Origin of the sequence: Kribbella amoyensis (genome assembly GCF_007828865.1) — a bacterium.
GTDB lineage: Bacteria > Actinomycetota > Actinomycetes > Propionibacteriales > Kribbellaceae > Kribbella > Kribbella amoyensis.
Map to the genome: position 1 here is coordinate 2,949,370 of NZ_VIVK01000001.1, position 23,368 is coordinate 2,972,737.

26 protein-coding genes are annotated in these 23,368 nt (G+C 71.6%); 17 read left to right on the plus strand and 9 right to left on the minus strand.

Annotated features, from left to right (window positions below):
- Window positions 1-2: 2 nt before the first annotated feature.
- The 5 genes from FB561_RS14065 to FB561_RS14085 are packed head-to-tail and all read left to right on the plus strand — an operon-like array spanning window position 3 to window position 5,029.
- Window positions 3-758 (plus strand): SDR family NAD(P)-dependent oxidoreductase, encoded by a 756-nt coding sequence (locus FB561_RS14065; RefSeq protein WP_145806801.1) that lies wholly within the window; start codon window positions 3-5, stop codon window positions 756-758.
- Between the two features lie 5 nt (window positions 759-763).
- Entirely contained in the window at window positions 764-1,894 is a 1,131-nt protein-coding gene (locus FB561_RS14070) for a DUF4432 family protein (protein WP_170284668.1), read from the plus strand.
- Window positions 1,891-3,132: a CaiB/BaiF CoA transferase family protein gene (locus FB561_RS14075; RefSeq protein ID WP_145806805.1), complete on the plus strand. Its 1,242-nt coding sequence runs from the start codon at window positions 1,891-1,893 to the stop codon at window positions 3,130-3,132. The genes FB561_RS14070 and FB561_RS14075 overlap by 4 nt, the downstream gene beginning before the upstream one ends.
- Entirely contained in the window at window positions 3,129-4,262 is a 1,134-nt protein-coding gene (locus tag FB561_RS14080; protein ID WP_202880613.1) for a hypothetical protein, read from the plus strand. The genes FB561_RS14075 and FB561_RS14080 overlap by 4 nt, the downstream gene beginning before the upstream one ends.
- Window positions 4,259-5,029, plus strand: coding sequence for an enoyl-CoA hydratase/isomerase family protein (locus tag FB561_RS14085; RefSeq protein ID WP_145806809.1), 771 nt, complete (start codon window positions 4,259-4,261; stop codon window positions 5,027-5,029). Before FB561_RS14080 ends, FB561_RS14085 begins: the two co-directional genes overlap by 4 nt.
- Here FB561_RS14085 and FB561_RS14090 read toward each other — a convergent pair.
- The 3 genes from FB561_RS14090 to FB561_RS14100 form a co-directional block, all read right to left on the minus strand.
- Window positions 5,016-5,705, minus strand: coding sequence for a FadR/GntR family transcriptional regulator (locus FB561_RS14090; RefSeq protein WP_145806811.1), 690 nt, complete (start codon window positions 5,703-5,705; stop codon window positions 5,016-5,018). The genes FB561_RS14085 and FB561_RS14090 overlap by 14 nt on opposite strands.
- A 90-nt stretch (window positions 5,706-5,795) precedes the next feature.
- Window positions 5,796-6,551 (minus strand): SDR family NAD(P)-dependent oxidoreductase, encoded by a 756-nt coding sequence (locus tag FB561_RS14095; protein WP_145806813.1) that lies wholly within the window; start codon window positions 6,549-6,551, stop codon window positions 5,796-5,798.
- On the minus strand, window positions 6,548-7,408 hold the full coding sequence (locus FB561_RS14100) for a fumarylacetoacetate hydrolase family protein (RefSeq protein WP_145806815.1): 861 nt from the start codon (window positions 7,406-7,408) through the stop codon (window positions 6,548-6,550). The genes FB561_RS14095 and FB561_RS14100 overlap by 4 nt, the downstream gene beginning before the upstream one ends.
- A 162-nt stretch (window positions 7,409-7,570) precedes the next feature.
- Here FB561_RS14100 and FB561_RS14105 point away from each other — a divergent pair, with 162 nt between their 5' ends.
- Genes FB561_RS14105 through FB561_RS14115 form a run of 3 tightly spaced genes read left to right on the plus strand, consistent with a single transcriptional unit; the run spans window position 7,571 to window position 10,104 of the window.
- Window positions 7,571-8,350 (plus strand): lipoate--protein ligase family protein, encoded by a 780-nt coding sequence (locus FB561_RS14105; RefSeq protein WP_145806817.1) that lies wholly within the window; start codon window positions 7,571-7,573, stop codon window positions 8,348-8,350.
- Between the two features lie 25 nt (window positions 8,351-8,375).
- Window positions 8,376-9,470: a hypothetical protein gene (locus tag FB561_RS14110; RefSeq protein WP_145806819.1), complete on the plus strand. Its 1,095-nt coding sequence runs from the start codon at window positions 8,376-8,378 to the stop codon at window positions 9,468-9,470.
- Window positions 9,457-10,104: a class I SAM-dependent methyltransferase gene (locus FB561_RS14115; protein WP_202880614.1), complete on the plus strand. Its 648-nt coding sequence runs from the start codon at window positions 9,457-9,459 to the stop codon at window positions 10,102-10,104. The genes FB561_RS14110 and FB561_RS14115 overlap by 14 nt, the downstream gene beginning before the upstream one ends.
- A 16-nt stretch (window positions 10,105-10,120) precedes the next feature.
- Here FB561_RS14115 and FB561_RS14120 read toward each other — a convergent pair whose 3' ends face one another.
- Window positions 10,121-10,516, minus strand: a complete 396-nt coding sequence (locus FB561_RS14120) for an SRPBCC family protein (protein ID WP_145806821.1) — start codon at window positions 10,514-10,516, stop codon at window positions 10,121-10,123.
- A 50-nt stretch (window positions 10,517-10,566) separates the two neighbouring features.
- Between FB561_RS14120 and FB561_RS14125 the strand changes: the two genes are divergently transcribed.
- From FB561_RS14125 to FB561_RS14155, 7 genes are all read left to right on the plus strand, one after another.
- On the plus strand, window positions 10,567-10,980 hold the full coding sequence (locus FB561_RS14125; RefSeq protein ID WP_145806823.1) for a MarR family winged helix-turn-helix transcriptional regulator: 414 nt from the start codon (window positions 10,567-10,569) through the stop codon (window positions 10,978-10,980).
- 5 nt (window positions 10,981-10,985) lie between these two features.
- Window positions 10,986-11,387: a PPOX class F420-dependent oxidoreductase gene (locus FB561_RS14130; protein ID WP_145806825.1), complete on the plus strand. Its 402-nt coding sequence runs from the start codon at window positions 10,986-10,988 to the stop codon at window positions 11,385-11,387.
- 41 nt (window positions 11,388-11,428) lie between these two features.
- Complete coding sequence (locus tag FB561_RS14135; protein ID WP_238334809.1) at window positions 11,429-12,055, plus strand: DUF1345 domain-containing protein; 627 nt, start codon at window positions 11,429-11,431, stop codon at window positions 12,053-12,055.
- A 120-nt stretch (window positions 12,056-12,175) separates the two neighbouring features.
- Window positions 12,176-14,947: an ATP-binding protein gene (locus FB561_RS14140; protein WP_145806829.1), complete on the plus strand. Its 2,772-nt coding sequence runs from the start codon at window positions 12,176-12,178 to the stop codon at window positions 14,945-14,947.
- A gap of 111 nt (window positions 14,948-15,058) precedes the next feature.
- Window positions 15,059-15,730: a VOC family protein gene (locus tag FB561_RS14145; RefSeq protein ID WP_145806831.1), complete on the plus strand. Its 672-nt coding sequence runs from the start codon at window positions 15,059-15,061 to the stop codon at window positions 15,728-15,730.
- Between the two features lie 10 nt (window positions 15,731-15,740).
- Window positions 15,741-17,228 (plus strand): DHA2 family efflux MFS transporter permease subunit, encoded by a 1,488-nt coding sequence (locus FB561_RS14150; protein WP_145806833.1) that lies wholly within the window; start codon window positions 15,741-15,743, stop codon window positions 17,226-17,228.
- A 20-nt stretch (window positions 17,229-17,248) separates the two neighbouring features.
- On the plus strand, window positions 17,249-17,983 hold the full coding sequence (locus FB561_RS14155) for an SDR family oxidoreductase (protein ID WP_145806835.1): 735 nt from the start codon (window positions 17,249-17,251) through the stop codon (window positions 17,981-17,983).
- 3 nt (window positions 17,984-17,986) lie between these two features.
- On the opposite strand, the gene FB561_RS14160 is transcribed toward FB561_RS14155, so the two are convergent.
- From FB561_RS14160 to FB561_RS14170, 4 genes are read right to left on the minus strand one after another with little or no spacing between them, the layout of a single operon-like run.
- A complete protein-coding gene (locus FB561_RS14160; protein ID WP_145806837.1) occupies window positions 17,987-18,970 on the minus strand; it encodes a hypothetical protein in 984 nt (327 codons plus the stop codon).
- Window positions 18,971-18,975: 5 nt separating this feature from the next.
- Window positions 18,976-19,371, minus strand: a complete 396-nt coding sequence (locus tag FB561_RS14165; protein WP_145806839.1) for a hypothetical protein — start codon at window positions 19,369-19,371, stop codon at window positions 18,976-18,978.
- A gap of 51 nt (window positions 19,372-19,422) precedes the next feature.
- Window positions 19,423-19,572, minus strand: coding sequence for a hypothetical protein (locus tag FB561_RS37895; RefSeq protein ID WP_170284669.1), 150 nt, complete (start codon window positions 19,570-19,572; stop codon window positions 19,423-19,425).
- Between the two features lie 51 nt (window positions 19,573-19,623).
- Window positions 19,624-20,532 (minus strand): DMT family transporter, encoded by a 909-nt coding sequence (locus FB561_RS14170; RefSeq protein ID WP_202880615.1) that lies wholly within the window; start codon window positions 20,530-20,532, stop codon window positions 19,624-19,626.
- A gap of 39 nt (window positions 20,533-20,571) precedes the next feature.
- On the opposite strand from FB561_RS14170, the gene FB561_RS14175 reads away from it, so the two are divergent.
- Window positions 20,572-21,075: a MarR family winged helix-turn-helix transcriptional regulator gene (locus tag FB561_RS14175; RefSeq protein ID WP_145806843.1), complete on the plus strand. Its 504-nt coding sequence runs from the start codon at window positions 20,572-20,574 to the stop codon at window positions 21,073-21,075.
- 900 nt (window positions 21,076-21,975) lie between these two features.
- On the opposite strand, the gene FB561_RS14180 is transcribed toward FB561_RS14175, so the two are convergent.
- Window positions 21,976-22,800, minus strand: coding sequence for an alpha/beta fold hydrolase (locus tag FB561_RS14180; RefSeq protein ID WP_145806845.1), 825 nt, complete (start codon window positions 22,798-22,800; stop codon window positions 21,976-21,978).
- 70 nt (window positions 22,801-22,870) lie between these two features.
- Here FB561_RS14180 and FB561_RS14185 point away from each other — a divergent pair, with 70 nt between their 5' ends.
- Window positions 22,871-23,323 carry a MarR family transcriptional regulator gene (locus FB561_RS14185; RefSeq protein ID WP_145806847.1) on the plus strand — a complete coding sequence of 151 codons (453 nt, stop codon included), beginning with the start codon at window positions 22,871-22,873 and terminating at the stop codon, window positions 23,321-23,323.
- Window positions 23,324-23,368 lie beyond the last annotated feature (45 nt).

Below are 23,368 nucleotides of genomic sequence, written 5' to 3' on the forward strand. Positions count from 1 at the left end.
CGATGTCCACGGACACAGCACCACGCAGTGTCGTCGTGACCGGTGCCGCCGGTGCCCTGGGTCGCGCGACCGCACTTCGCCTGGCCACCGACGGGTACGCCGTCGCCCTGCTGGACCTCCCCGTTGAGGAGCTCGACGCATCCGCGGCCGCCTTGAAGGAAGCGGGCGCGGAGTACGCCGTCCTGCCGGTCGATCTGCGGGACACCGCGGCGTTGACGGGCGCGATCGAGGAGACCGAGCGCCGGCTCGGTGCGCTGGCCGGATTGGTGAACAACGCCGCGATCTACCCGGCCACGCCGTTCCTGGACGTCCCGGTCGAGGAGTACGAGGACGTGGTCGCCGTGAACCAGCGGGCCTCCTTCGTCGCGGCGCAGGCGGCGGCCCGGCTGATGGTGCCGCGGCGGTCGGGCGGGATCGTCAACGTCGCCTCGATCACCTGGCACGGTGGCTGGGAACGGCTGGCCAGCTACGTGAGTACCAAGGGCGCCGCGGTCGCGCTGACCAGGGCACTCGCCCGCGAACTCGGGCCGCACGGCCTCCGGGTGAACGCGGTGTCGCCGGGCGCGTTCCCGACCAGGGCCGAGGCGATCCACGAGAACCCGGAGGCGTACACCGCGTTCGTGCTGGAGCACCAGGCGATCAAGCGCCGTGGTGCCGCCGACGAGGTGGCGTCGGTGGTGTCGTTCCTGCTCGGTGCCGACTCGTCGTTCGTGACCGGGCAGACGGTCAACGTCGACGGCGGCTGGATCATGGAGTGAGTGGCTTGCGGATCTTCGGACAGGACCTGACGGCCCGCGAACTGCGGGAGCGGACCGGTGACCCCGACAGCGTGGCCGGCATCCGGCAGATCGAGCTGAGCAACGGCGTGGAACGCGGGGTCCGGGCGGTCCAGCTCCGCAGCGCGGCCGGGTTCGAGGTGGACGTGCTCGTCGACCGGGCGATGGACCTCGGCGCCGCCCGGTACCGGGGTGTGCCGGTCGGCTGGCGGTCGGGCAACGGCTTCCGGCATCCGGGGCTGCACGAGCACAACGACGAGGGTGGGCTGTCCTGGTTGCGTGCGCTCGACGGCCTGCTGGTGTCGGGCGGTCTCGACCACACGTTGTTCGGCGGCGAGGTCGACGCGACCGGGTACGGCTACCCGCCGAAGCCGGCCGTCACGCACGGGTTGCACGGCCGGCTCACCGCGATCCCCGCTCGGTTGCTGGAGGCAACGGAAGTGTGGGACGGCGACCGGTGCGTCCTGCGGGTCCGCGGCGAGGTGATCCAGGCGACCTCGTTCGGCGAGCACCTGCGACTGACCCGGACCGTGGAGCTCGACTTCGACGGCCTGGAGCTGCGGCTGCACGACGTGGTGGACAACCTCGGCTTCGAGCGGACCCCGCACATGTTCCTGTACCACCTGAACTTCGGCTGGCCGCTGGTCGACGAGGGCACCGAGTTCGTCGCGCCGATCACGGCCACGACCTGGTGCAGCGACTCGGTGGCCGAGCAGGGCGTCTCGTACCGGACCTTGCCGGGACCGCAGCCGGGGTTCGTCGAGCAGGTCTTCGAGCACCAGGTGGTCGCCGACGAGTCCGGCCGTTCGCGGGTCGCGCTGATCCGCGCGGACGGTTCGCTCGGAGTGGAGGTCGCCTGGGACGCGGCCACGATGCCGGCGTTCTTCGAGTGGCAGAACCTGCGCAGCGGCCAGTACGCGATCGGCCTGGAGCCGTCCACGCACGCGGTCGCCGGGGACGCCGCGGCCCGGGCGGACGGGTCGATGACCTGGCTCGAACACGGTGAGTCGCGGACGTACCGGACCACGATCAGAGTGCTGGACGGCCCGGAGGCGACCGAGTCGGTCCGGGCCACGATCCGCCGTACCGGCGGCCAACCCGAGGAGAATCCCCGATGACCGAGACCGCCGGAATCCTCGACGGGTACCGCGTCCTGGACTGCTCGATCGCGATGGCCGGCCCGTTCGCGGCGCAACGGCTCGGTGATCTCGGTGCGGACGTGGTGAAGGTCGAACCGGTCACCGGTGAGTGGCAACGGCACGCCGCGGCCGGTGGGGCCCAGGGCAACGCGATCAACGTGTCGTTCCTCTCCCTCAACCGGAACAAGCGATCGCTCGCCGTCGACCTCAAGTCGGCGGCCGGCAAGGACGTGCTGCTCCGGCTGGTCGAACGCGCCGACGTCTTCCTGCAGAACTACCGTCCGGGCGTGGCCGAGCGGCTCGGCGTCGACTACGCGACGTTGTCGGCGATCAACCCGTCGCTGGTCTACGTGTCGATGTCCGGGTACGGCGAGGACGGGCCGCACCGGAACCTGCCCGGCCAGGACCTGTTGCTGCAGGCAAGATCCGGCGCGATGCTGTCGACCGGTCGGCACGGCGAACCACCGCAGCCGGCCGGCCAGTACCTGGTGGACGCGGTGACCGCGTCGACGGCGTTCGAGGCCGTGCTCGCCGCCCTGCTGCATCGGGAGCGTACCGGCGAGGGACAGCTCGTCCAGGTGAACATGCTGGACGCGATCACCACCCTGCAGATGCAGGAGTTGTCGGTCTTCACGGCCGGCGGCGTTCCGCAGCAGCGTGGGAGCGAGCCGCACGCGCACGTGTACATCCGCTCGCCGTACGGGACCTTCAGGACGGCGGACGGGTTCCTCGCGCTGGCGATGCCCGACCTGCCGACGCTGGGCCGGGTGATCGGCGAGGACACCTTCCTGGCGATGGACTCGGAGGTGCACGGCTGGACGCACCGGGACGAGATCTTCCGGCGGACCGCCGACCGGCTGGTGACCCGGCCGACCGAGGAGTGGCTGGCGGAGTTGTCGGCCGCGGGGATCTGGGCCGGGCCGGTGTACGACTACCAGGACCTGGTCGACGATCCGCAGATCGCCTTCAACGGGACCTTCGTGGAGTACGACCATCCGACCGAGGGCCGGGTGAAGACGCCGGGCTTCCCGTACAAGTTCGCGCGGACGCCGGCCCGGATCGAGCGAGGCGCGCCCCTGGTCGGTGAGCACAGCGCGGAGGTACTGGCGGAGGCCGGGTTCGGTCCCGAGGAGATCGCGGAGCTGCTCGGGTCGGGTGCGGTCGCCGAGACCCGGCTCGAAGGGGCCACGGCCGATCGATCCGCGCAGGCGTCGTGACCGGCGCGTACCGCGGTCTCACCTGGGACCATCCGCGCGGCCGGGACGCGCTGGTCGCGGCGTCCGGGACGATGCCGGGGGCAACGATCGACTGGGACACGCATCCGCTCAGCGGGTTCGAGTCCACCCCGATCGCGGACCTGGCGAGCCGGTACGACGTGATCGTGCTCGACCATCCGCATCTCGGCGAGGCGCTGGCCCACGACTGTCTCCGGCCGCTCGACGAGGTCTTCGATCCCGGGGACCTGCGGCGCTGGGCGACCGAGACGGCCGGCCCGAGCTTCGCGTCGTACACGCTCGACGGGCACGTCTGGGCGCTCCCGCTGGACGCGGCCACGCAGGTCGCGGCGACCAGGGTCGACCTGGCCGGCGAAATGCCGGTGCTCTGGTCCGACGTCGTCGCGCTGTCGCAGCGGGTACCGGTAGCGCTCTCCGTGGCCGGACCGCATGCGCTGTTGACGTTCGCGTCGATCTGCGTGGCGTTGGGCGAGGAGCCGGGTGGGTCCGAGGGGTTCGTGGCTGCGGCGACCGGCACGCGGGCGCTGGAGTTGATGACCGACCTGGTCGCGCGGGCGCCGCGGTACACGGTCGAGCTCGATCCGATCGGGCTGCTCGAGGACATGGTGCACGGGGACTCGGTCGCGCACTGCCCGTTGGTCTACGGGTACGTGAACTACTCGGCCACGACGCTCGATCGGCGGGTCAGTTTCACCGACGCGCCGAGTTCGGTACCGGGTGGCCGAGTGGGATCGACGCTCGGTGGGACCGGGCTCGCGGTGACGCGGCGCTGTGAGGTGACGCCGGAGTTGGTGGAGCACCTCGGGTGGTTGCTGTCGCGGGATGCGCAGGAGGCCTTCATTCCGGCGCATTCCGGGCAGCCGTCGTTGCGGAGTGCGTGGCTCGCCGACTCGGTGAACGACCCGGTGGGCGGCTTCTACCGGGACACCTTGCGCTCTGTGACGCAGGCGTGGGTGCGGCCGCGGTACGACGGGTACATCGCGTTCCAGACCGAGGCCGCCGAGGTGGTCCGGTCGGTCGTCACGGGCGGTTCGTCGATCGCGGCCGGGTCGAGCGAGCTGGACACCCTTTATCTGAACGGCATTCGCCCGACGGAAGGAAGTACACGATGACGGACGACGTGCGGTTCGACCTGGACGGCCAGGTCGCCGTCATCACCCTGAACCGGCCGGCGAAACTCAACGCGGTCACGCAGGCGATGTCGGACCGGCTGGTCGAGCTGGCGCAACGCTGCAACGAGGACGACGAGGTCCGCGCGGTCGTCCTGACGGGTGCGGGTGATCGGGCGTTCTGCGCGGGCTCGGACATCGGTGAGCTGGCGAAGTACCGGACCCCGTGGGAGTTCCGGAACCGGGCCGACTACTGCGACTCGCTGAAGCTGCTCCGGAAGCCGATCGTTGCCGCGATCAACGGGTACGCGCTGGGCGGCGGACTGGAGACCGCGTTGATCTGCGACGTCCGGCTCGCCTCGGCGACGGCGAAGCTGGCCGCGCCGGAGGTCAAGCTGGGCTGGATCGGCGGCGGTGGCATGTCGGCCCTGCTGGAGCGGTCGATCGGCAGCAGCAACGCCGCGCTGATGCTGATGACCGGTGATCCGATCGACGCACAACGGGCCCTCGCGTGGGGCCTGGTCAGCGAGGTCCTCGCACCGGACGACCTGGTACCACGGGCGCTGGAGGTGGCGGCCACGATCGCGAGCCGGGCACCGATCGCGGTGGAGACGGCGAAGGCGAACCTGGCCGCGGCCGCCTCGATGCCGCTGGAGCAGGCGGTCCGCTACGAGCGCGACCTGCAGACTGTCTGTTTCGCGACCCAGGACGCGGCCGAGGGGCGAGCCGCCTTCGCCGAGAAGCGGGCGCCGACGTTCATTCGGGCGTGAGGTCGGTGAGGTGACGGCGGATCCAGTTCTCGATCCCGGCCACGTGCGACAGCGAGTGGGCGGCCGCGATACTCGGCTGCCGGTCGGCGATGGCCAGCGCGATCGCGCGGTGCTCCCGCCGGGTCTGGTCGAACGAGTCCTGCTGGGTCACGCCACGCCAGAGCCGGGCCCGGTGGGTCCGGCCGGCCACCCCGTCGATGAACGAGCACAGCACCGCGTTCCCGGAGGCCTCGGCGATCCGGTGGTGGAACTCCAGGTCGTTCGCGACCACCTCGTCGACCGGCGCGTCGGCGGTGATCGAGTCGACCAGTGCGAGCAGCCCGGCCGCGTCCGCGTCGGACATCAGCCGGGCGGCCTTCTCGGCGGCCATCGGTTCGAGCGCGCGCCGGACCTCGAACAGGTCGAGCACACTGGAGTCCTGGTGGACGTCGATGATGAAGCCCATCGTCTCCAGCAGGATCTCCGGCGTCAGGCTGGTCACGTAGGTGCCGTCACCGCGCCGGACGTCGAGGATCCGGATCATCGCCAGCGCCTTGACCGCCTCGCGCAGCGAACTGCGCGAGATCCGCAGTTGCTCGGCCAGGTCGGCCTCGCGCGGCAGCCGGTCACCCGGCTTCAGGCTGCCGTCGAGGATCATCGCCTTGATCCGCTCGATGGCCACGTCGGTCAGGGCCATGGGACTCCACTCTGCGCGCGAGAACTGCCGGGTCGGGCTCGCAGTCTAGGGCGCGGCCGACGGTTCATCGCGGGTTGCGCGGACTCGGGGTCAGCCGACCGGGCGGAGCCGTAGACCGGCCATACCGCCGTCGACCGCGAGGGCGGCGCCGACGGTCGAGCCCGAGTTGGGGCCGCCGAGGTACGCGACCGCGAGCGCGACCTCCTGCGCCGTGACCAGGCGTCCGTGCGGCTGTCGGGCATCCAAGGCGGCCCGCTCGGCCTGCGGATCGGGGGCGGAGTCGAGCAGCCGCTGGACCCACGGCGTCTCGGCCGTTCCCGGGTTCACGCAGTTGACCCGGATGCCTTCCCGGACGTGGTCCGCGGCCATCGCCATCGTGAGCGACTGCAGGGCGCCCTTGGTGGCCGAGTACAACGCGCGCTGCGGCAGCCCGGCCGTCGCGGCGACCGAGGCGACGTTGACGATCGCGGCCGCGGGCGACTTCCGCAGATGCGGCAGGGCGGCCCGGCTGACCCGGACCGCGCCGACCACGTTCACGTCGTACACCTGGTGCCACTGCTCGTCGGAGTTGTCGGAAACGGTGCCCTGGGCACCGATTCCGGCGTTGTTGACCACCACGTCCAGCCGGCCCCAGGTCGCGATCACCTGGTCCACCGCCTGCCGCACGCTCTCGTCGTTCGTCACGTCGGCCTTCAGCCCGAGCACGCCGTCCGGGACGCCGGCCGGGTCCAGGTCCAGGGCGGCGACCTGGGCACCGCGACTCGCGAGCTCGGCGGCGACGGCCGCGCCGATCCCGGACGCGCCCCCGGTGACGAGCGCGACCAGCCCCTCGTACTCGCCGCTCATCGGCCCGCTCCGAACGCGACGTACTCCTGCCGCTGGCGGCCGAGGCCGTCGATCTCCAGCTCGACCACGTCACCCGGCGCGAGGTACGGGAACCGGCCGGACAGCGCGACGCCCTCGGGCGTCCCGGTCAGCACCAGGTCGCCCGGATCGAGCACCATGTACTGGCTCAGGTGGTGGATGATGTGCGCGACGTCGAAGATCAGGTCGGCGGTGCTGGAGTCCTGCCGGGGCTCGCCGTTGACGAAGCTGCGCAGCCCGAGCTTGCCGGCCTCGATCTCGTCCGGGGTGACCAGCCACGGGCCGACGGGGCTGAACCCGGCGGCGATCTTGCCCTTGCTCCACTGGCCGCCGGAGACCTCGAGCTGGAACTCCCGCTCGGACAGGTCGTTGGCGACCACGAAGCCGGCCACGTGGTCGAGGCTCTCGGCCGGCGAGTCGAGGTACGACGCGCGCTTGCCGATCACGACACCGAGCTCGACCTCCCAGTCCGTCTTCACGCTGTTGCGCGGGATCGTGACCGGGTCGTTCGGACCGGCCAACGTGTTGGGGGCCTTGAAGAACAGCACCGGGACGGTGGGCGGCTGGGCACCGGACTCGGCCGCGTGGGCCGCGTAGTTCATCCCGATGCAGACGATCGCGCCGGGCTTGGTGATCGGGGCGCCGATCCGGAGGCTGTCGGCACCGTCGAGCAGCGGGAGGTCCCCGGCCGCGAGCGCGGTGGCGACCCGGGCCGGACCACCGGACGCCCAGAACTCGCCGTCGAGGTCGCGGGTGAGCCCTCGGAGGTCGTAGGTCCGGTCGTCGGCGATCACCACGGGCTGTTCCTGGCCGACCGCTCCCAGACGCGCGAACTTCATAGCTACTTCCTCCAGAGGTCTGATGTTAGCTCCGACTCTCGCGGCGAGCCGAGCGGATCGTCCTCCACTTTGGCAGGCGAAACATCTGATGTCTACCCGACGTCCATCGCTGGTGCCGGTCAGTTGCCGCCGAGTGCGGGCGCGGCGTGGCACGATGCCGGTGTGCGGGTCTATCGCGGCGGATCGGGTGGTGGGGGCGAGGCGCTGGAGCTGGCCGTCGCCCATGCGCTGGTGCGGCGCGTTGCTGCCGGCGAAGTGGGTGAGGCGCTGCGGATCTACCGGCCGTCCGCGCCGGTCGTGGTCTTCGGTCGCCGGGACACGCGGCTGCCCGGGTTCGGCGCCGCGGTGGAGGCGGCCCGGTCGGCCGGCTTCGAGTCACTGGTCCGGGCGGTCGGCGGGCGCCCGGTCGCGTACACGCCGGACGCACTGGTGATCGACCACGTGAACTACGAACAGCTCGCGCCGGACGGGATGGAGACACGCTTCAAGGAGTTCGGCACCCTGTACGCCGACGTGCTGCGGGACGTCGGTATCGATGCCCGCGTCGGCGCGGTCCCCGGTGAGTACTGCCCGGGTGCGCACAGCGTCAACGCTCGTGGAGTCGTCAAGCTGGTCGGCACCGGGCAGCGGATCGTCCGCAACGGCTGGTTGTTCAGCGCGTTGGTCGTGGTCGGTGGTGACGAGGTCCTGCGGCCCTTGCTGACCGAGGTCTATCGCCACCTGGACCTGCCGTTCGACGCCGCGTCGGTCGGGTCGGTGTCGACCGAGGTCCCGGGCCTCACCGCCGAAGCCGTCGAGCGCCGCGTCCTCGCCGCGTACGCCGCGCAGAGCGACCTCGAACCGGCCGACCTGGACACCGCGACCCTCGAACTGGCTTCATCGTTGGCAGCGGATCACCGCGCCGAGGTCACGTCGGCCGACGGGGAGTACTCGCGGAGCTGAAGGGACAGGCGGTGAAGGGTCCGAGATGAGTGTCGAGGTCGTCTTCTGGGGCGTGGTCCTGGCCCGGTTCGGGCTGCCGCTGCTGATTCCGCGCTTCCCGCTGCCCGCCATCCTCGGGTGCCTTGTGCTGGACGCGGCCGACCAGTCGATCTTCCAGGCGTTCGGCCACGACCCGCCGTTCTACCAGAGCTACGACAAGGCGATGGACGTGTTCTACCTGTCCATCGCGTACCTGGCCGGGCTGCGGAACTGGACCAACCGGGCGGCCGGTGAGGTCAACCGGTTCCTGTTCTTCTACCGGCAGGCCGGGGTGGTGCTGTTCGAGCTGACCGGGTTGCGCTGGGTGCTGCTCGTCTTCCCGAACACCTTCGAGTACTACTTCATCGCGTACGAGGCGATCCGGACCCGGTGGAACGCGGTCCGGTACTCGCTGAAGTTCTGGGTGCTGCTGGCCGCCGGGATCTGGATCGTGATCAAGCTGCCGCAGGAGTACTGGGTGCACGTGGCCCAGCTCGACTTCACCGAGACGGTCGCCGACGTGCCGTGGTTCGGCCCGGTGGTCCTGGCCGGCCTGCTCGGGCTCGCCGCGGTCCTGTACTTCGTGGTGCGGCCGCGGTTGCGTCCGGCCGACTGGTCGTTGCGGCTGCGCGCGGATCCGCTGCCGGCCGGGATCGACGAGGCGCACGAGCGGGCGGCGTACCAGGCGGCCCATCGCAAGGTGCTCGACTCGGCCGCGGTCGAGAAGATCTTCCTGATCGGGTTGATCAGCGTGATCTTCGGTCAGCTGCTGCCCGGGGTCGAGGCGAGCGAGCTCGAGGTGTTCACCGGGATCGCGATCTTCGTGGTGATCAACTCCGCGATCGGGCTGTGGTCGGCGCGCCGGGGGTACGGGTGGGACTCGGCGCTGGTCTCGTTCGGGGTCGTGTTCGCGACCAACGTCGGGCTGGTGTTCCTGGCCGATGTGGTGCTGCGGCGCCGCCGGGAGGACCTGTCCCTGGACGACACGCTGTTCTTCGTCTTCCTGGTCAGCATCCTGACCATGTTGTACGACCGGTACCGGCCCATCCACGACTACCGGATGGCCGAGGAGGCGAAGGTGATGGCCGATGGCGGCAAGTGATCCGTACGGTGGCCGGCCGCCGACCAGCCACGAACGGATGGCCGGTCAGCCCTGGGACGCGTCGTACACCGACGGCCCGGCGCCGTGGGACTTCGGCGGGCCGCAGCCGGCGGTCGTCGAGGTCGCGGCCGCGGGCGGCTTCGCCGGGGACGTCCTCGACGCGGGCTGCGGGAGCGGCGAGAACGCGCTGCACCTCGCGGCGTCGGGATTGCGGGTGCTCGGCGTCGACGTGGCCGAGACGGCACTCGCGATGGCGCGGGAGAAGGCGAAGGCCCGCGGGATCGAGGCCGAGTTCGCGACCGCGGACGCGTTGCACCTGCAGCGATTGGGACGCCGGTTCGACTCGGTGCTGGACAGCGCGTTGTTCCACAGCTTCGACACCGGGGAGCGACCGGCGTACGTCGCGGGGCTGGCCCAGGTTCTCGTACCAGAAGGCGTGGTGCAGCTGTTCTGCTTCAGCGACCGGGGACCGGGGACCGGCCCGCACCCCGTCGGCGAGGACGAGCTGCGGGCGGCCTTCGATCCCGCGGCCGGCTGGACCGTCGAGGTCGTCGAGCCGGTCCGGATCCGGACCAGGTTTCACGACGAGCACGGCGCGCCGGGATGGCACGCGACGATCCGCCGGCGCGGCTGACCGGCCACGGGACGAACTACCGGGTGCAGAGGTCCCGGACGGTCCGGAGCTCCGCCTCGACGATCTTCAGCTGATCCTCGACGGCCGCCTCGGGCGTGTCCGCGGGGAAGAACAGCGTGAACTGGTACTCGCTGCCGTCGCCGTTCGGCAGGACCCGGGTGAAGACCCCGGCGCCCGGGCCGGTCAGCAGGTCGACCGTGCCGTGCCGGAGGGACGTGCGCGGCGTGATCCGGACCTCGGTCTCGCCGTTGTCGAGGAGCCAGTCGTCGCCGTCCACCCGGACGGACTTCGCCACGCCGGGAGCCCAGCGGGGCAGGTTCCGCGGGTCGGCGAGGAAGTCGAGGACGGTGGCCGGCGGGGCGTCGATCGCGAGGCTGCGGGTCTCGGCGCGCAGCAAAGAGTTAGTAGGCATGTGTAGATCATACGCACTTGCTTACTAATTTCCATCCCTAGGATGCAGCCATGGAGAGCGAGGATCTCGGCGCCCTGTTCGGGCTGATCGCCCGCCGGCTGATGCTCGCCGAGAAACCGCTGCTGACCGGCCACGGGCTGTCGATGTGGGGGTACGCGGTGCTCACCCGGCTCGCCGAGCGGCCGGCCGAGACCCAGCAGGCGCTGGCCCAGGCGATCGGCTACGACAAGACCCGCCTGATCGCGCTGCTCGACACCCTCGAGGCCGACGGTCTCGTCATCCGGACGCCCGATCCGGCGGACCGGCGGGCCCGTACCGTCGGTCTGACCCGCGCCGGACAGGACCGGTTCCGGGCCGCCCGGGCCGCCGTCCGGGCGATGGAGCAGGAGTTCCTCGGCGACCTCACCGCCGCCGAGAAACGGGCCCTGCTCGCCGTCCTGCCTCGCCTCGCTCACGGGAGTTGACGTAGATGGAGATTCCGCCGGTGTTCCACGACCTGCTCGCCTCCCGGGCGGTCGCGTTCGTGTCCACGATCGGCAAACGCGGTGAGCCGCAGACGACGCCGTTGTGGTTCCTCTTCGACGGCGAGCGGGTCCGGATCAGCCTGGTCGACGGCCGGCAGAAGCTGCGCAACCTGCGCCGGGACCCGCGCATCTCCGTCGTGGTCGTGGAACCGGACCGCCCCACCTACTACCTGGAACTGCGCGGCCGGATCAGCGAGCTGGTCGCCGATCCCGGCCTCGAACTGGAACGCGCGATCGCGACCAAGTACACCGGCGGCTGGAGCGACGTCGAACCCCCGGGCACCACCCGGTACGCGACCAGCATCGTCGTCGAGCGCACCACCCAGCAGCTCGGCGAGCCGGGCTGAGTTCGGCCGCCCGAAGCGCGGCGGCTTCTATGATGCGGGGCATGCCCACGTCCCCGGTGGCCCGCCTGCTGATCTCGGTCGTGGCCGGGGCGATCGTCGGGGCGATCGTCGGGCTGGGTTGGACCGCCGCGCTCGGCGTGCTGTCCGGGATCGCGGTGCTGGCGGCGTTGTTCGTCCTCAGCGGGGTGGTCGTGCTCTGGCCGATGACGGCCGACGCGACCCGGCGGAACGCGCGCCGCGAGGACTTCCGGCCCGTCGTCGAGGAGCTCTTCGTGGTCGCGGCCACGATCGGCAGCCTGACCGCGATCGTCTTCGTGCTGATCCTGGACCGCTCCGGCACCAGGAACACGGCCGCCGCGATCGGCCTGGCCGGTGTTTTTCTGAACTGGGCCGTGCTGCACCTGATGTACGCCGCCCGGTACGCGCACCTCTACTACGGCGACCCGCTCGGCGGGATCGACTTCAACACCACCGAAGAGCCGCCGTCGTACCGGGACTTCTTCTACTTCAGCTACAACCTCGGGATGACCTACCAGGTGTCGGACACGGACGTGGGGAGCACCGCGATCCGCGCGGTGGTGCTGCGTCACTGTCTGCTCTCGTACGTCTTCGGAACGGTCATCCTGGCCGCGACGATCAACCTGGTCGCGGGGATCGTCACCGGCTGAGACAGCAGAATCTCGTGGTAGCCAGGCCGCCGAAGGCACGCCTAACCTGGGGAGGTTGCTGCTCGGCGGGGGACCTGCCGGCACGGATCCTTTCACCGCTTGGTCGGAGGCGGATGTCTGGTGGAGACACGCGGGGACCCGTCCGTCTGGGGTGGGCCGGGGAGGTTGCGCGGACGGCGGACCGAGTGTGCCGTCCTCGACGAGACGGTCGCCGCGGTGCGGGCCGGGGCCGGCCGCTCTTTGGTGCTGCGCGGTGACGCCGGCGTCGGCAAGACGGCCCTGCTCGAGTACGCCGTGCACGGCGCGACCGGGCTCCGGGTACTGCACGCGGTCGGCGTCGAGTCCGAGATGGAGCTGGCGTTCTCGGCCCTGCACCAGCTGTGTACACCGATGCTGGACCGGCTGGATCGGCTCCCGGATCCGCAACGAGACGCCCTGGGTACGGTCTTCGGCCTGAGCAACGGGGGACCGCCGGATCGCTTCCTGGTCGGGCTGGCCGTTCTCAGCCTGCTGTCCGAGCTGGCCGCGGACGGGCCGCTCGTCTGCGTGGTGGACGACGCGCAATGGCTGGACCGGGCATCCGCGCAGGTCCTCGGAGTGGTCGCGCGCCGGTTGGTGGTCGAGCCGGTCGGGATGCTGTTCGGCACGCGGCGGCCGACCGCCGAGTTGCACGCGCTCCCGGAGCTGGAGATCACCGGCCTGCGGATCGGCGACGCGCGAGCGCTGCTGGATTCGGCGGTCCGGTTCGTCCTGGACGAGCGGGTCCGGGACCGGATCGTGGCCGAGACCGGTGGGAATCCGCTGGCCCTGCTCGAACTGCCGCGGGGACTGACGGTGGCGCAGCTGGCCGGCGGATTCGGGCTGCCGGGGACGCAGGAGCTGCCGCGGCGGATCGAGTCGAGCTTCCTGGCCCGGATCGGCGAGCTCCCCGAGCAGACCCGGTTGCTCCTGCTGATCGCGGCGGCGGAGTCGGTGGGTGATCCGTTGCTGGTCCGGCGGGCGGCCGAACGGCTGGGTGTCGGGCCGGAGGCGGTGACCGGCGCCGAGACCGAAGGCCTGCTGGCGATCGGGGAGCGGGTGACGTTCCGCCATCCGCTCGTCCGGTCGGCCGTGTACCGGGCCGCCTCGGCCCAGGACCGCCGGGCCGCGCACCTGGCGCTGGCCGAGGTGACCGACGCGAAGGCGGATCCCGATCGGCGGGTGTGGCATCTGGCCGCGGCCGCGCCGGGACCCGACGAGCACGTCGCGGCCGCCCTCGAGCGGTCCTCCGGCCGGGCCCAGGCCCGCGGAGGGCTGGCGGCCGCGGCGGCGTTCCTGCAACGGTCGGTCGCCCTGACCGACGACTTCGCGCGGCGGGCGGACCGCGCGCTGGGAGCGGCCCAGGTCAGTCTGCTGGCCGGGGAGTTCGACTCCGCGCTCGGGCTGCTCGCGACGGCCGAGGTCGGGGTGCTCGACGAGTACCAGCGGGCCCGGACCAACCTGTTGCGCGGCCAGATCGCCTTCGCGTCGGGGCACGGCAGCGATGCGCCGCCCCTGCTGCTCAAGGCGGCGAAGCAGTGGGAACTCCTCGACCTCGACCTCGCCCGGGAGACGTACCTGGACGCCTGGGGCGCGGCGCTGTTCGCCGGCCGGCTGGCGACCGCCGGCAGTCTGCGGGAAGCGTCCCGGGCCGCGCTGGCGCTGCCGCGGGCGGAGTCGCCGCGGCCGTCCGACCTGTTGCTGGAAGGACTGGCGACGCTGGTGATGGCGGGGCGGGCCGCGGCCGCGCCGATCCTCCGGCGGGCGACCGGTGCGTTCGCCGCGCGGGACGTGTCGATCGAGGACAACTTCCGCTGGGGCTGGCTGACCACGGTGCCGTCCAACGTGCTCTGGGACGACGGCGCCTGGCACGGGATCAACGTCCGGCAGCTCCGGCTGGCCCGCAGGTCGGGTGCCCTGGCCCGGCTGCCGATCGACCTGACCGCGCACGCGATCCTGGTCGCGTGGCGCGGCGACTTCCCCGAGGCGGAGGCCGCGATCGCCGAGATCCACGCCGTCGTCGACGCCACCGAGACCCGGATCGCGCCGTACGCGGCGATGCTGCTGGCCGCGATGAAGGGTCGTCCGGCCGAGGCGACCCCGTTGATCACGGCCGCCGCCAAGGACGCCGCCGCCGGGGGCCAGGGCATCGGTGTGCAGTACGGACAGTGGGTCTCCGCGATCCTGGCCAACGGCCTCGGCCGGTACGACGAGGCGCTGACCGCTGCCGAGCAGGCGAGCCAGGAGACGCCCGAGCTGTTCCTGTCCGCGTGGGCGTTGCCCGAGCTTGTGGAGGCCGCTGTCCGGAGCGGGAAACCGCACGTCGCCGCGGCCGGACTCGAACGGTTGCAGGAGGCAACGAGCGCCGCCGGTACCGACTGGGCGCTCGGCGTCGAGGCGAGGTCACGGGCCCTGGTCGGCGAGGGCAAGGTCGCCGAGCAGTCGTACCGGGACGCGATCGAGCGGTTGGAGCGGACGCTGATCGGGCCTGAGCTGGCTCGCGCGCATCTGCTGTACGGGGAGTGGTTGCGCCGGCAGAGTCGCCGCGTCGACGCGCGAGGCCAGCTGCGGACCGCGCACGAGATGCTCACCTCGATCGGAATGGAGGCGTTCGCCGAGCGCGCTCGCCGGGAGTTGTTGTCGACGGGTGAGACCGTGCGGAAGCGGTCCGCGGGAGCGACCCGGGACGAGCTGACCCCGCAGGAGAAGCAGATCGCGTTGCTCGCCCGGGACGGGTTGTCGAATCCCGAGGTCGGCGCCCGGCTGTTCCTCAGCCCGCGGACGGTCGAGTGGCACCTGCGGAAGATCTTCACCAAGCTCGCGATCAGCTCCCGCAAGGACCTCCGCGACGCGCTCCGCTCCGCCGGGGACTGAGACCCGGGCCGCCCGCCCTGGCCAGGGATCGACCAGGGAGTACCACGGGCGCGAGGCGGCCGGGCCAGGGGCGAGGGTCGGGCTCAGGCCCAACGACCCTTGGAGGCAGCCATGAGCAGTACCGAACTCCGGCCTGACGGCACCACCGGCGCGAGAGCGGGCAGGTCCGACTACAAGCTCGAGGTCATCGTCATCCCGGTGTCCGACGTCGACCGCGCGGCCGAGTTCTACGACCGGCTCGGCTGGCGGGTGGACGCGGACTTCCGCAACGGCGACGCCCGCCTACTCCAGTTCACCCCGCCGGGGTCGCCGTGCTCGGTGATCTTCGGGACCGGGGTGTCCCCGTCCACGCCGGGGTCGTCGCAGTTCATGGTGCTGGCCGTCACCGACATCGAGGCGGCGCGGCAGGAACTGGTGGACAAGGGCGTCGACGCGAGCGAGGTGTACCACGACGGCACCGGCGGCTACGCGTTCTTCGACCCCGACGTGCGGGCCCCCGGGCCGGATCCGGACCGCCGCAGCTACGCGTCGTACGTGACCTTCAACGACCCGGACGGCAACGGCTGGATGCTGCAGGAGCTGACCACGCGGCTGCCGGGCCGGATCGACAGCGGCGTGACCGGGTACGCCTCGACGTCGGACCTGGCCGGAGCGCTCCGGCGAGCGGCCGCCGCGCACGGCGAGCACGAGAAGCGTTCCGGCGGCGAGTACGACGAGAACTGGCCCGACTGGTACGCCGCGTACCTGGTGGCGGAGCAGTCCGGCGCGGACCTGCCGCAGTGAGCGGATCGCGATGAGCGAGCTCGCCGCCGGATCGCCGGCCCGTGCGGAGGCGCTGGTCCCGCTGCGCAGCCGGGCCGGCGCCGCACTGATCGCCGCGACGGTGCTGGCGTCCGGCGTCGCCTGGTACGACGCGTACGTCGTCAACGTCGCGGTGCCGGCCCTCGGTACGCACTTCGGCGCGAGCGTCACCGCGGTCCAGTGGACGCTGACGAGTTACCTGCTGGCGGTCGCGGCGTTGCTCCTGCTGGCCGGGGCGCTCGCCGATCGGTTCGGCCGCCGGCGGATCCTCGTGATCGGCCTGGGCGTGATGCTCGCCGGCTCGGTGCTCTGCGCGACCGCACCCTCGATCGAGTGGCTGATCGGCGCCCGGGCCGTCCAGGGTGTCGGCGCCGCCCTCGTCGTCCCGATCAGCCTGGCCCTGTTGAACGGCACCCTGCGCGTCTCCGACCGGGCGCGCGGGATCGGGATCTGGGCCGGGCTCTCCACCTTGATGACCACCGTCGGCCCGTACGCCGGTGGCTGGCTCATCGACCACGCGTCCTGGCACTGGGTGTTCCTGGTACCGATCCCGTTGATCCTGGTCGTCTTCGTGGTCCTGCGGGCCGTCCCGGACCCGAGTCAGGCGAGCCGGTCGCTCTCGGTCGACGTGGTCGGCGCGGTCCTCGGCGCCCTCGGTCTGGGCGGCGTGGTGTACGCGTTGTCGGAGGGCGCCGCGTCGGGGTGGTCGAGTCCACGGGTCCTCGTTGCCGGGGTGGTCGGGGTGGTGTCGTTGGTGGTACTGCTGCCGTACGAACGACGTCAGCGGGCCCCGATGCTGAAGTTGTCGCTGTTCGGTTCGCGGCAGTTCGACGCCATCAACGTCGTGACCGTGCTGCTGTACGGCGCGTTGGCGGCGGCCGGGTACCTCTTCGTGGTGATGTGCCAGCTGAAGCTCGGGTACACGGCCGCGCAGTCCGGGGCGGCGCTCATTCCCGCGTCCGTGGTGTTCCTGATCCTCTCGCCGTTCAGCGGCTCCCTCGTGTCCCGGGTGGGACCACGGTGGCTGATGGTCGCGGGGATCGTGCTGATCGCGCTCGCGCAGGTGCTGCTGGCTCAGGTCGAACCAGGGTCCGGGTACCTCACCGCGATCCTGCCGGCGGCCCTCGTCCAGGGTGCCGGGCTCGGTCTGACCGTGACGCCGCTGACGGCCGCCGTACTCGCTGCCGTGAGCGACGCCGATCTCGGTGAGGCCTCGGCGGTGAACGACGCGGCGGCCCGGGTCGGTGCCGTGGCCGCGATCGCCCTGGTCCCGGTTCTCCTCGGTGTCGGTGCGGGCAGCAGCCTGGCCGAGTCCCTCACCGACGGGTACCGGCCTGCGATGATCGTCCTCGGAGCGGTCTGCGCCGGCGCGGCGATCGTGGCCGGCCTCTTCGTCTCGAACGAACGCGCCGACGCCCCGCGCCTCGCCCCGCCGGCTCCGCACCACGGGTGCGCCCTGCCGGTGACCAGCTCGCACTGACGCACCGACTGGAGGAGAAAATGGCATCCACTGTGCCTTCGCTGACCGGACAGACGGTCGTCGTGATCGGTGGGAGTCTGGGCATCGGTCTGGAGACGGCCCGACTGGCCCGCGCGGAGGGCGCCGAGGTGATCGTCACGGCCCGGTCCGCGGACCGCCTGCAGGAGGTCGGCCGCGAACTCGGGGCCACGACCGCCGCGTTCGACGCCCTCGACTTCGCCGCGCTGCACAGGTTCTTCGACGACCTGCCCGACCAGGTGGACCACGTCCTGATCACCGGCCCCGGCCCGTACTACGCGCCGCTGGCCGACCTCGATCCGGCCGAGGTCCGCCGGGACGTCGAGTCGCACCTGCTGCTGCCGATCGAGGTGGCCCGGCACGCCACCAAGAAGGTCCGGCCGGGCGGCACCCTGCTCTTCATGGGCGGTACCGGCGGCCGCCGGGTCGCGGAGGGCCTGTCGATCATCGGCGCGCTCACCGCCGCGATGCCCGCCTTGACCCGCAACCTCGCCCTGGAGCTCGCCCCGGTCCGCGCCAACCTCATCGCGGCCGGCTTCGTCGACACCCCGCTGTCCGCCACCCTGCTCGGCGACCAGCTCGAAGCCCGCCGCGACCAGCTCCGCACGACCCTCCCGATCCGCCGCGTCGTCGGCCCCGAGGACATCGCCGCCCTGGCCGTCCACCTGATGACGAACACCGCGATCACCGGCGCCACCCTCGACATCGACGGCGGCCAGCAACTCGTCCAGGGCTGAAGCTCAGCCGCGTTCGGGGCCGGCGATCCGGGGGGATTCGTGGACCGGTCTCCGGTCGGGATCGGCGGTGGAACCGGGCGGCAGCGGTCTGAGGGTACGGAGCGGACTGATGCCCGTGGTCGCCGCGGCGATCTCCTTCGACATGGTCTGAGGCGGGGCGAACCGGCGGCCGATCTCGCCGGCGACCGCCTGGCCGGCCGCGAACGCCTGCCGGCCGGCCTCGGCGGAGCTGCCGCGCACCTCCGCCAGCTCACCCTTCAGGGTGGTCAGCCCGGCGAAATGGCTCTGCATGGCCGTCACGATCCGGGCCTTGGCGGCCGGGAGCTCGGCGGAGGGCACCACCTCGTGCAACTGGTTCGCCTCGAGCACGAGGTCGGCGACGACCGGCCACTTCTCGGCGGGATTCACGACGGTCAACCGGCGTAGCACCTCGTTGGTGTCCAGGCCGGTCGCCGCCCCGAGTTGGTCGGCCAGGTGCAAGGCGGCCGGAGCGTACTTCGGGTACGTGCTCCGGCCGGCCAGGTCCTTGAGGCCCGGGGCGACTTCCTCCAGCCCCAGCTCGTCGATGTAGTCGTCCAGGTGGCGGACGCTGTACGCCTCGGCGACGCCTTCCTCCAGTGCGTGGACCGCGTGGTTCCGGTACGCCTCGCGGGCGTCGCGGAAGGTCGTTCCGTGGCGGGCGAGCAGGTGCGAGTTCTCGTGCAGGACCGACTTCAACGCGTTGCGATACCACAGCAGCTTCTGGTCACTGGGCCGGACGCCGCTGTGCTCGTACATGTCCTCGAGCGCCCGGAGCACGCGCTTGTCGTCGTAGCGGAGCTTGTGCTTCCAAGTGGCGGTGCCGAGGACGACGACCTTGTCGTCGGCAGGCTTCCTGGTCTTTCCGACCTCGCCGTTCCAGCACGAGTGGTCGGCGCCGGAGAGGGCGACGGCCGCGTCGGCCTGGACCGCTAGCAGCTCTTCGAAGGTTTTCGGTGGCCTCCCCACCGGGGTCACGGTTCGGCTCGCCAGCTGTCGACCAGGAGCGCGAGCGGCTCGTTCAGGGCGAGCAGGGTGTACTGCTCGGACTCGTCCGTGGTCTCCTGCGCGATCGCGGTGACCTGCCGCATGGCCGCCTCGGCCTGCTCGATCCGCTCCTCGGTACTGCCGGACGCTCCCTGCGCGTCCGCGACGACGGCCGATGCCCGGGACATCCGCTCCTGCGTCTCCGGTGACAGCTCCGCCTCCCACTCACCGAGCAGGAAGATCGCGGTCTGCTGCCGATCGGGATCGTCGATCTGCGGCACGAGCTCCGCCAGGGCGGTCAGCGCGGTCCGCGGATCGCCGGTGCCCAGCTCCCACGCGCCGTACGCGTCCTTGTACCGGGACAGGAACTCCTCGTAGCGCACTCGGCCACCTCCACTGACCCGCACTCTAATCCGTCGGCGGGCCGACCCCGGTCAGTCCAGGTAGGTGCTGCCGAGCAGGCCGAGAAGCAGGCCGCCGAGGATCAGCGCGGAGCCCCGGATCAGCTGGTACCGCACGGCCGCGACGACACCCCAGACGCTGATGGCCAGGCCGACGATCGTGAGCAGGGAATCCCAAGGCATCGGGCGACCGTAGCGCCCGAACCGCCGGAGTTCCTGACTTCTCACAGATCTCTAACACCGATCGCCGGCACCGATCCGGGTCGGCGACGGTTGCGTACGGCCCGGGACCGGGGTGCGTGGTCCCCGGCGGCTGAGCAGGATCCCGCCGAGGATCAACGCCATGCCGAGGAGTTGCCGGAGCGACAGCCGATCGCCGGACAGCGTGGTCCCGAGCAGGACGCCGGTGACCGGGTTGAGCAGGCCGATGAGCCCGACGGACGCCGCGTTCAGGTACCGCAGTCCGGCGAACCAGGCGAGGTACGCGCCGGCCGTGGCGACCAGGACGACGTACGTGAATCCGCCGACGGCCGGGAGGTCGAGGGACGGGGGCGCGCCTTCGACGAGGATCGCGACCGGGATCATGACGGCGCCGCCCGCGACCAGTTGCCACGAGGTGGTCGCGAGGAGGTCGCCCGGCCGGCCCCACTTCTTGGCCAGCGCGTAGCCGCAGGACGACATCGTCACCGCCGCCAGCGATGCCGCGACGCCGCGGAGATCCACCGCCGAGTGGGCCGTGCCGAGCATCAGGAGGACCCCGCCGATCCCCAGGATCGCGCCCGCGACGACGGGCAGGGTGAGGCGTTCGGAGAGCAGGGCCCACGCGAACAGGCCCATCGCGAGCGGGGACGTCGACATGATCGTGGCGGCCAGGCTGACCGGGAGCAGCTTGGACGCCAGGTAGATCAGGGCGAAGAAGGCCCCCACGTTGCAGATTCCGAGCACGGTGGCCTTCCACCACCAGTCGCCGGTCGGCCGCCGGCGGGCCAGCGCGAGCAGCAACAGCCCGGCGGGCAGCGCACGGATCACGGCGCCGTACAACGGGTGGCCGTCCGGCAGGTACTCGTGCGTCACGTAGTAGTTGGTGCCCCAGGCCACCGGGGCGATCGCGGTGACGGCGGCCCACCGCAAACTGTTTTCCATGGAAGACATTGTATCTTCCATGGAAGTTATAGTGACGGGGTGACCGAAGAACTGGACCACGTCGGCCGGATCCAGGCGGCCTGGGCGACCGAGCGGCCCGACCTCGACGTCCGCCCGCAGGGGGTGATCGGCCGGCTGCACCGGATCGCGCTGCGGCTGACCGGCGAGCTCAACCTCGTCTACGCGCAGTACGGGCTGTCCGAGGGCGAGTTCGACGTCCTGGCCGCGTTGCGTCGCGCGGGGACGCCGTACGAGCGGGCGCCGGGCGAGATCGCGCTGCACACGATGGTGACGACAGGGGCCGTGAGCAAACGGGTCGATCGGCTGGAGGAGGCCGGCCTGGTCCGTCGCCGGCGCAGCGACGCCGACGGACGCGGCCGGATGGTCCGCCTGACCCCGGCCGGGAAACGCCTGATCGACAAGGCGTTCACGGCCCACATCGCCAACGAACAACGCCTCCTGGACCTGCTGACCCCGGCCGAGGCCGCCCGCCTCGAACGCCTCCTCACCACCTGGCTCGCCCGCATCGAGCCCACCGACTGAAACGGTCCAGCCGCCACCCCGCACCGCCACACACGACCAACCCCCGCATCAGTCAGCCCAAACAATCCGCACCCCACCGCACCAAGACCACGAGCCCTGACCCACCTCCCAGGACCCGCACCCTTACCCGCACGCCATCCCCCGGCAACACCACACGCCAGCGTGCCGCGTACTCGCGTACTCGCGTACTCGCGTACCCGCGTACCGCGTACCCGCGTACCGCGTACCCGCGTACCGCGTACCCGCGTACCCGCGTACCCGCGTACCCGCGTACCGCGTACCCGCGTACCCGCGTACCGCGTACCCGCGTACCCGCGTACCCGCGTACCGCGTACCCGCGGCAGGCGCCCCGCCCCATGCGCGCACAAGCGCTGACCCGCCATGCCGGCCAGGCCGCGCTTTGTGCACCGGTCAGCCAGGCCCGGCCTGCTTTGTGCACTCACCGGCCACCCTGGACTGCGAGAAACGGCTGGCCCGCGCACAACGTGGCGTCCTTCGGCGGCGGCACTAGCAGCGGCGGAGACAGCGGCGGCGGCACTAGCAGCGGCGGAGACAGCGGCGGCGGCACTAGCAGCGGCGGAGACAGCGGCGGCGGCGGAGGCGGCGGGCGGGGGTGATGGTGGCGGTGTGTGGGTGGTGAGGTGTGGGCTGGCTGTGCCTCGCCGTGGGCGGCCTCGGCGTTCCTGCCCCGCTGGGCAGGTCTTTGTGCGCGCGTCAGCTACCTGCGGCGCACGTTGTGCACTTACCGGCCGCCCCGGGCCGGGGGGATACGGCTGGCTCGCGCACAAAGTGCTGCGGTGCGGTGCGGTGGGGTGCGTGCGGTGGGGTGCGTGCGGTGGGGTGCGGGGGTGGGGTGGGGTGTGTGGGGTGGGGTGTGTGGGATGTGGCGGGGATGGGTGGTTAGGGAGAGGTGGCGAGGGCCTCGCGGAGGCGTTCGGCGTACGCCTTCGGGTGGCTGGTGTTGCCGTTGTGGCCGCCCGGGAACTCCACGACCGGGTGGCCGACGAGCTCGGCGAGGGCGACGGCGCACTGGCGGTCGAAGACGGTGGCCGGGGTGCTGCGGCCCGCGGCCGGGACGATGCGAAGCCCGCTGGTGGCCAGGTCGGTGTAGTCGAAGTCGTCGGCGAGGACGGCGGGGAAGTCGTGCCGGAGGAAGTGGTCGAAGTTGCCGAGCCGGCGCTCGGTCATCGGCTGGGGCGTGAGATCCGGTTCGGCGTCGGCATGGGTCGGGTCGATCCCGAGGGTGCGGGCGATCTCGGGCACGGTGGCGGCCAGGCCGTCGCGGAGATAGCGAGCGCGAAGATCTGCGAGCTCTTGGCGGTGGCGGATCCGGGTGCCCTCGGCGAGCAGGCCGGGCGCGATGGGCTCGTGGGCGATCAGGGTGCTGAGCTGCTCGGGATGCAGACGGGCCAGCCGCAGGCCGATGACGGCGCCGAGGCTGCAGCCGAGCATCAGGGCGGGCGCGTCGGTGACGGCCGCCAGGACCCGGTGGGCGTCATCGGTGTGCTCCGCCAGGGTGACGCCGCGTCCGGGATCCGCGAGCCGGCTTCGGGAGAGGCCGCGGCGGTCGTACGTCACCACGGTGTACGCATCGGTGAGCTGGGCAACGAGATCCGTACTGCGGTCGGCGTCGCCCTCTCCGCTCTGCGCGATCAGCAGGACCGGGCCGGTGCCGCGGACCTGGTAGTGCAGGACCGCTCCGGGGACTACGAGTGACTCTGGCATGCGGTTCAGACTATTCCATCGATTTGGATACATCAAGATCGATGAATCGAAACAGATGTAGTCTGCCGGCGTGAACGGAGTCGAGCTCTTCCTGCTGGGCCGGACCCTGATGAAGGTCGGCGAGGAGGCCCTGCCGGAACCACCGGGCGGCGCCGGCAAGTACGCCGGCAGCGCGCGGACCGTGCTGATCGTGGCCAGCGACATCGCGACGCACCCGGACAGTTCGGTCGGCGAGATCGCGAGTCGCACGGGTCTGCCGCAGAGCCAGGTCTCGACCGCCGTCGCCCGGTTGAAGGAGGCCGGCTCGGTCCGGGCGGTCGAGGACCCCACCGACCGCCGCCGGGTCCGGGTCCGCCAGGCCGACAAGGTGTCCGCCCGGGTCGCCGAGGTCCGGGCGACCGACATCGGGCCGGCGCTGGCCGAGGCGCTCGGCACCGACGACCCGGAGCGGCTCCGGGAAGTCACCGAGGCGCTGGAACTCCTCGCCGGCCACTTCGGGGCGAACTCGATCGACAGGTCGTGAGATCGGGCCGGGTGAGGGCGGCCCGAGTGGGCATACTCGGCAGCA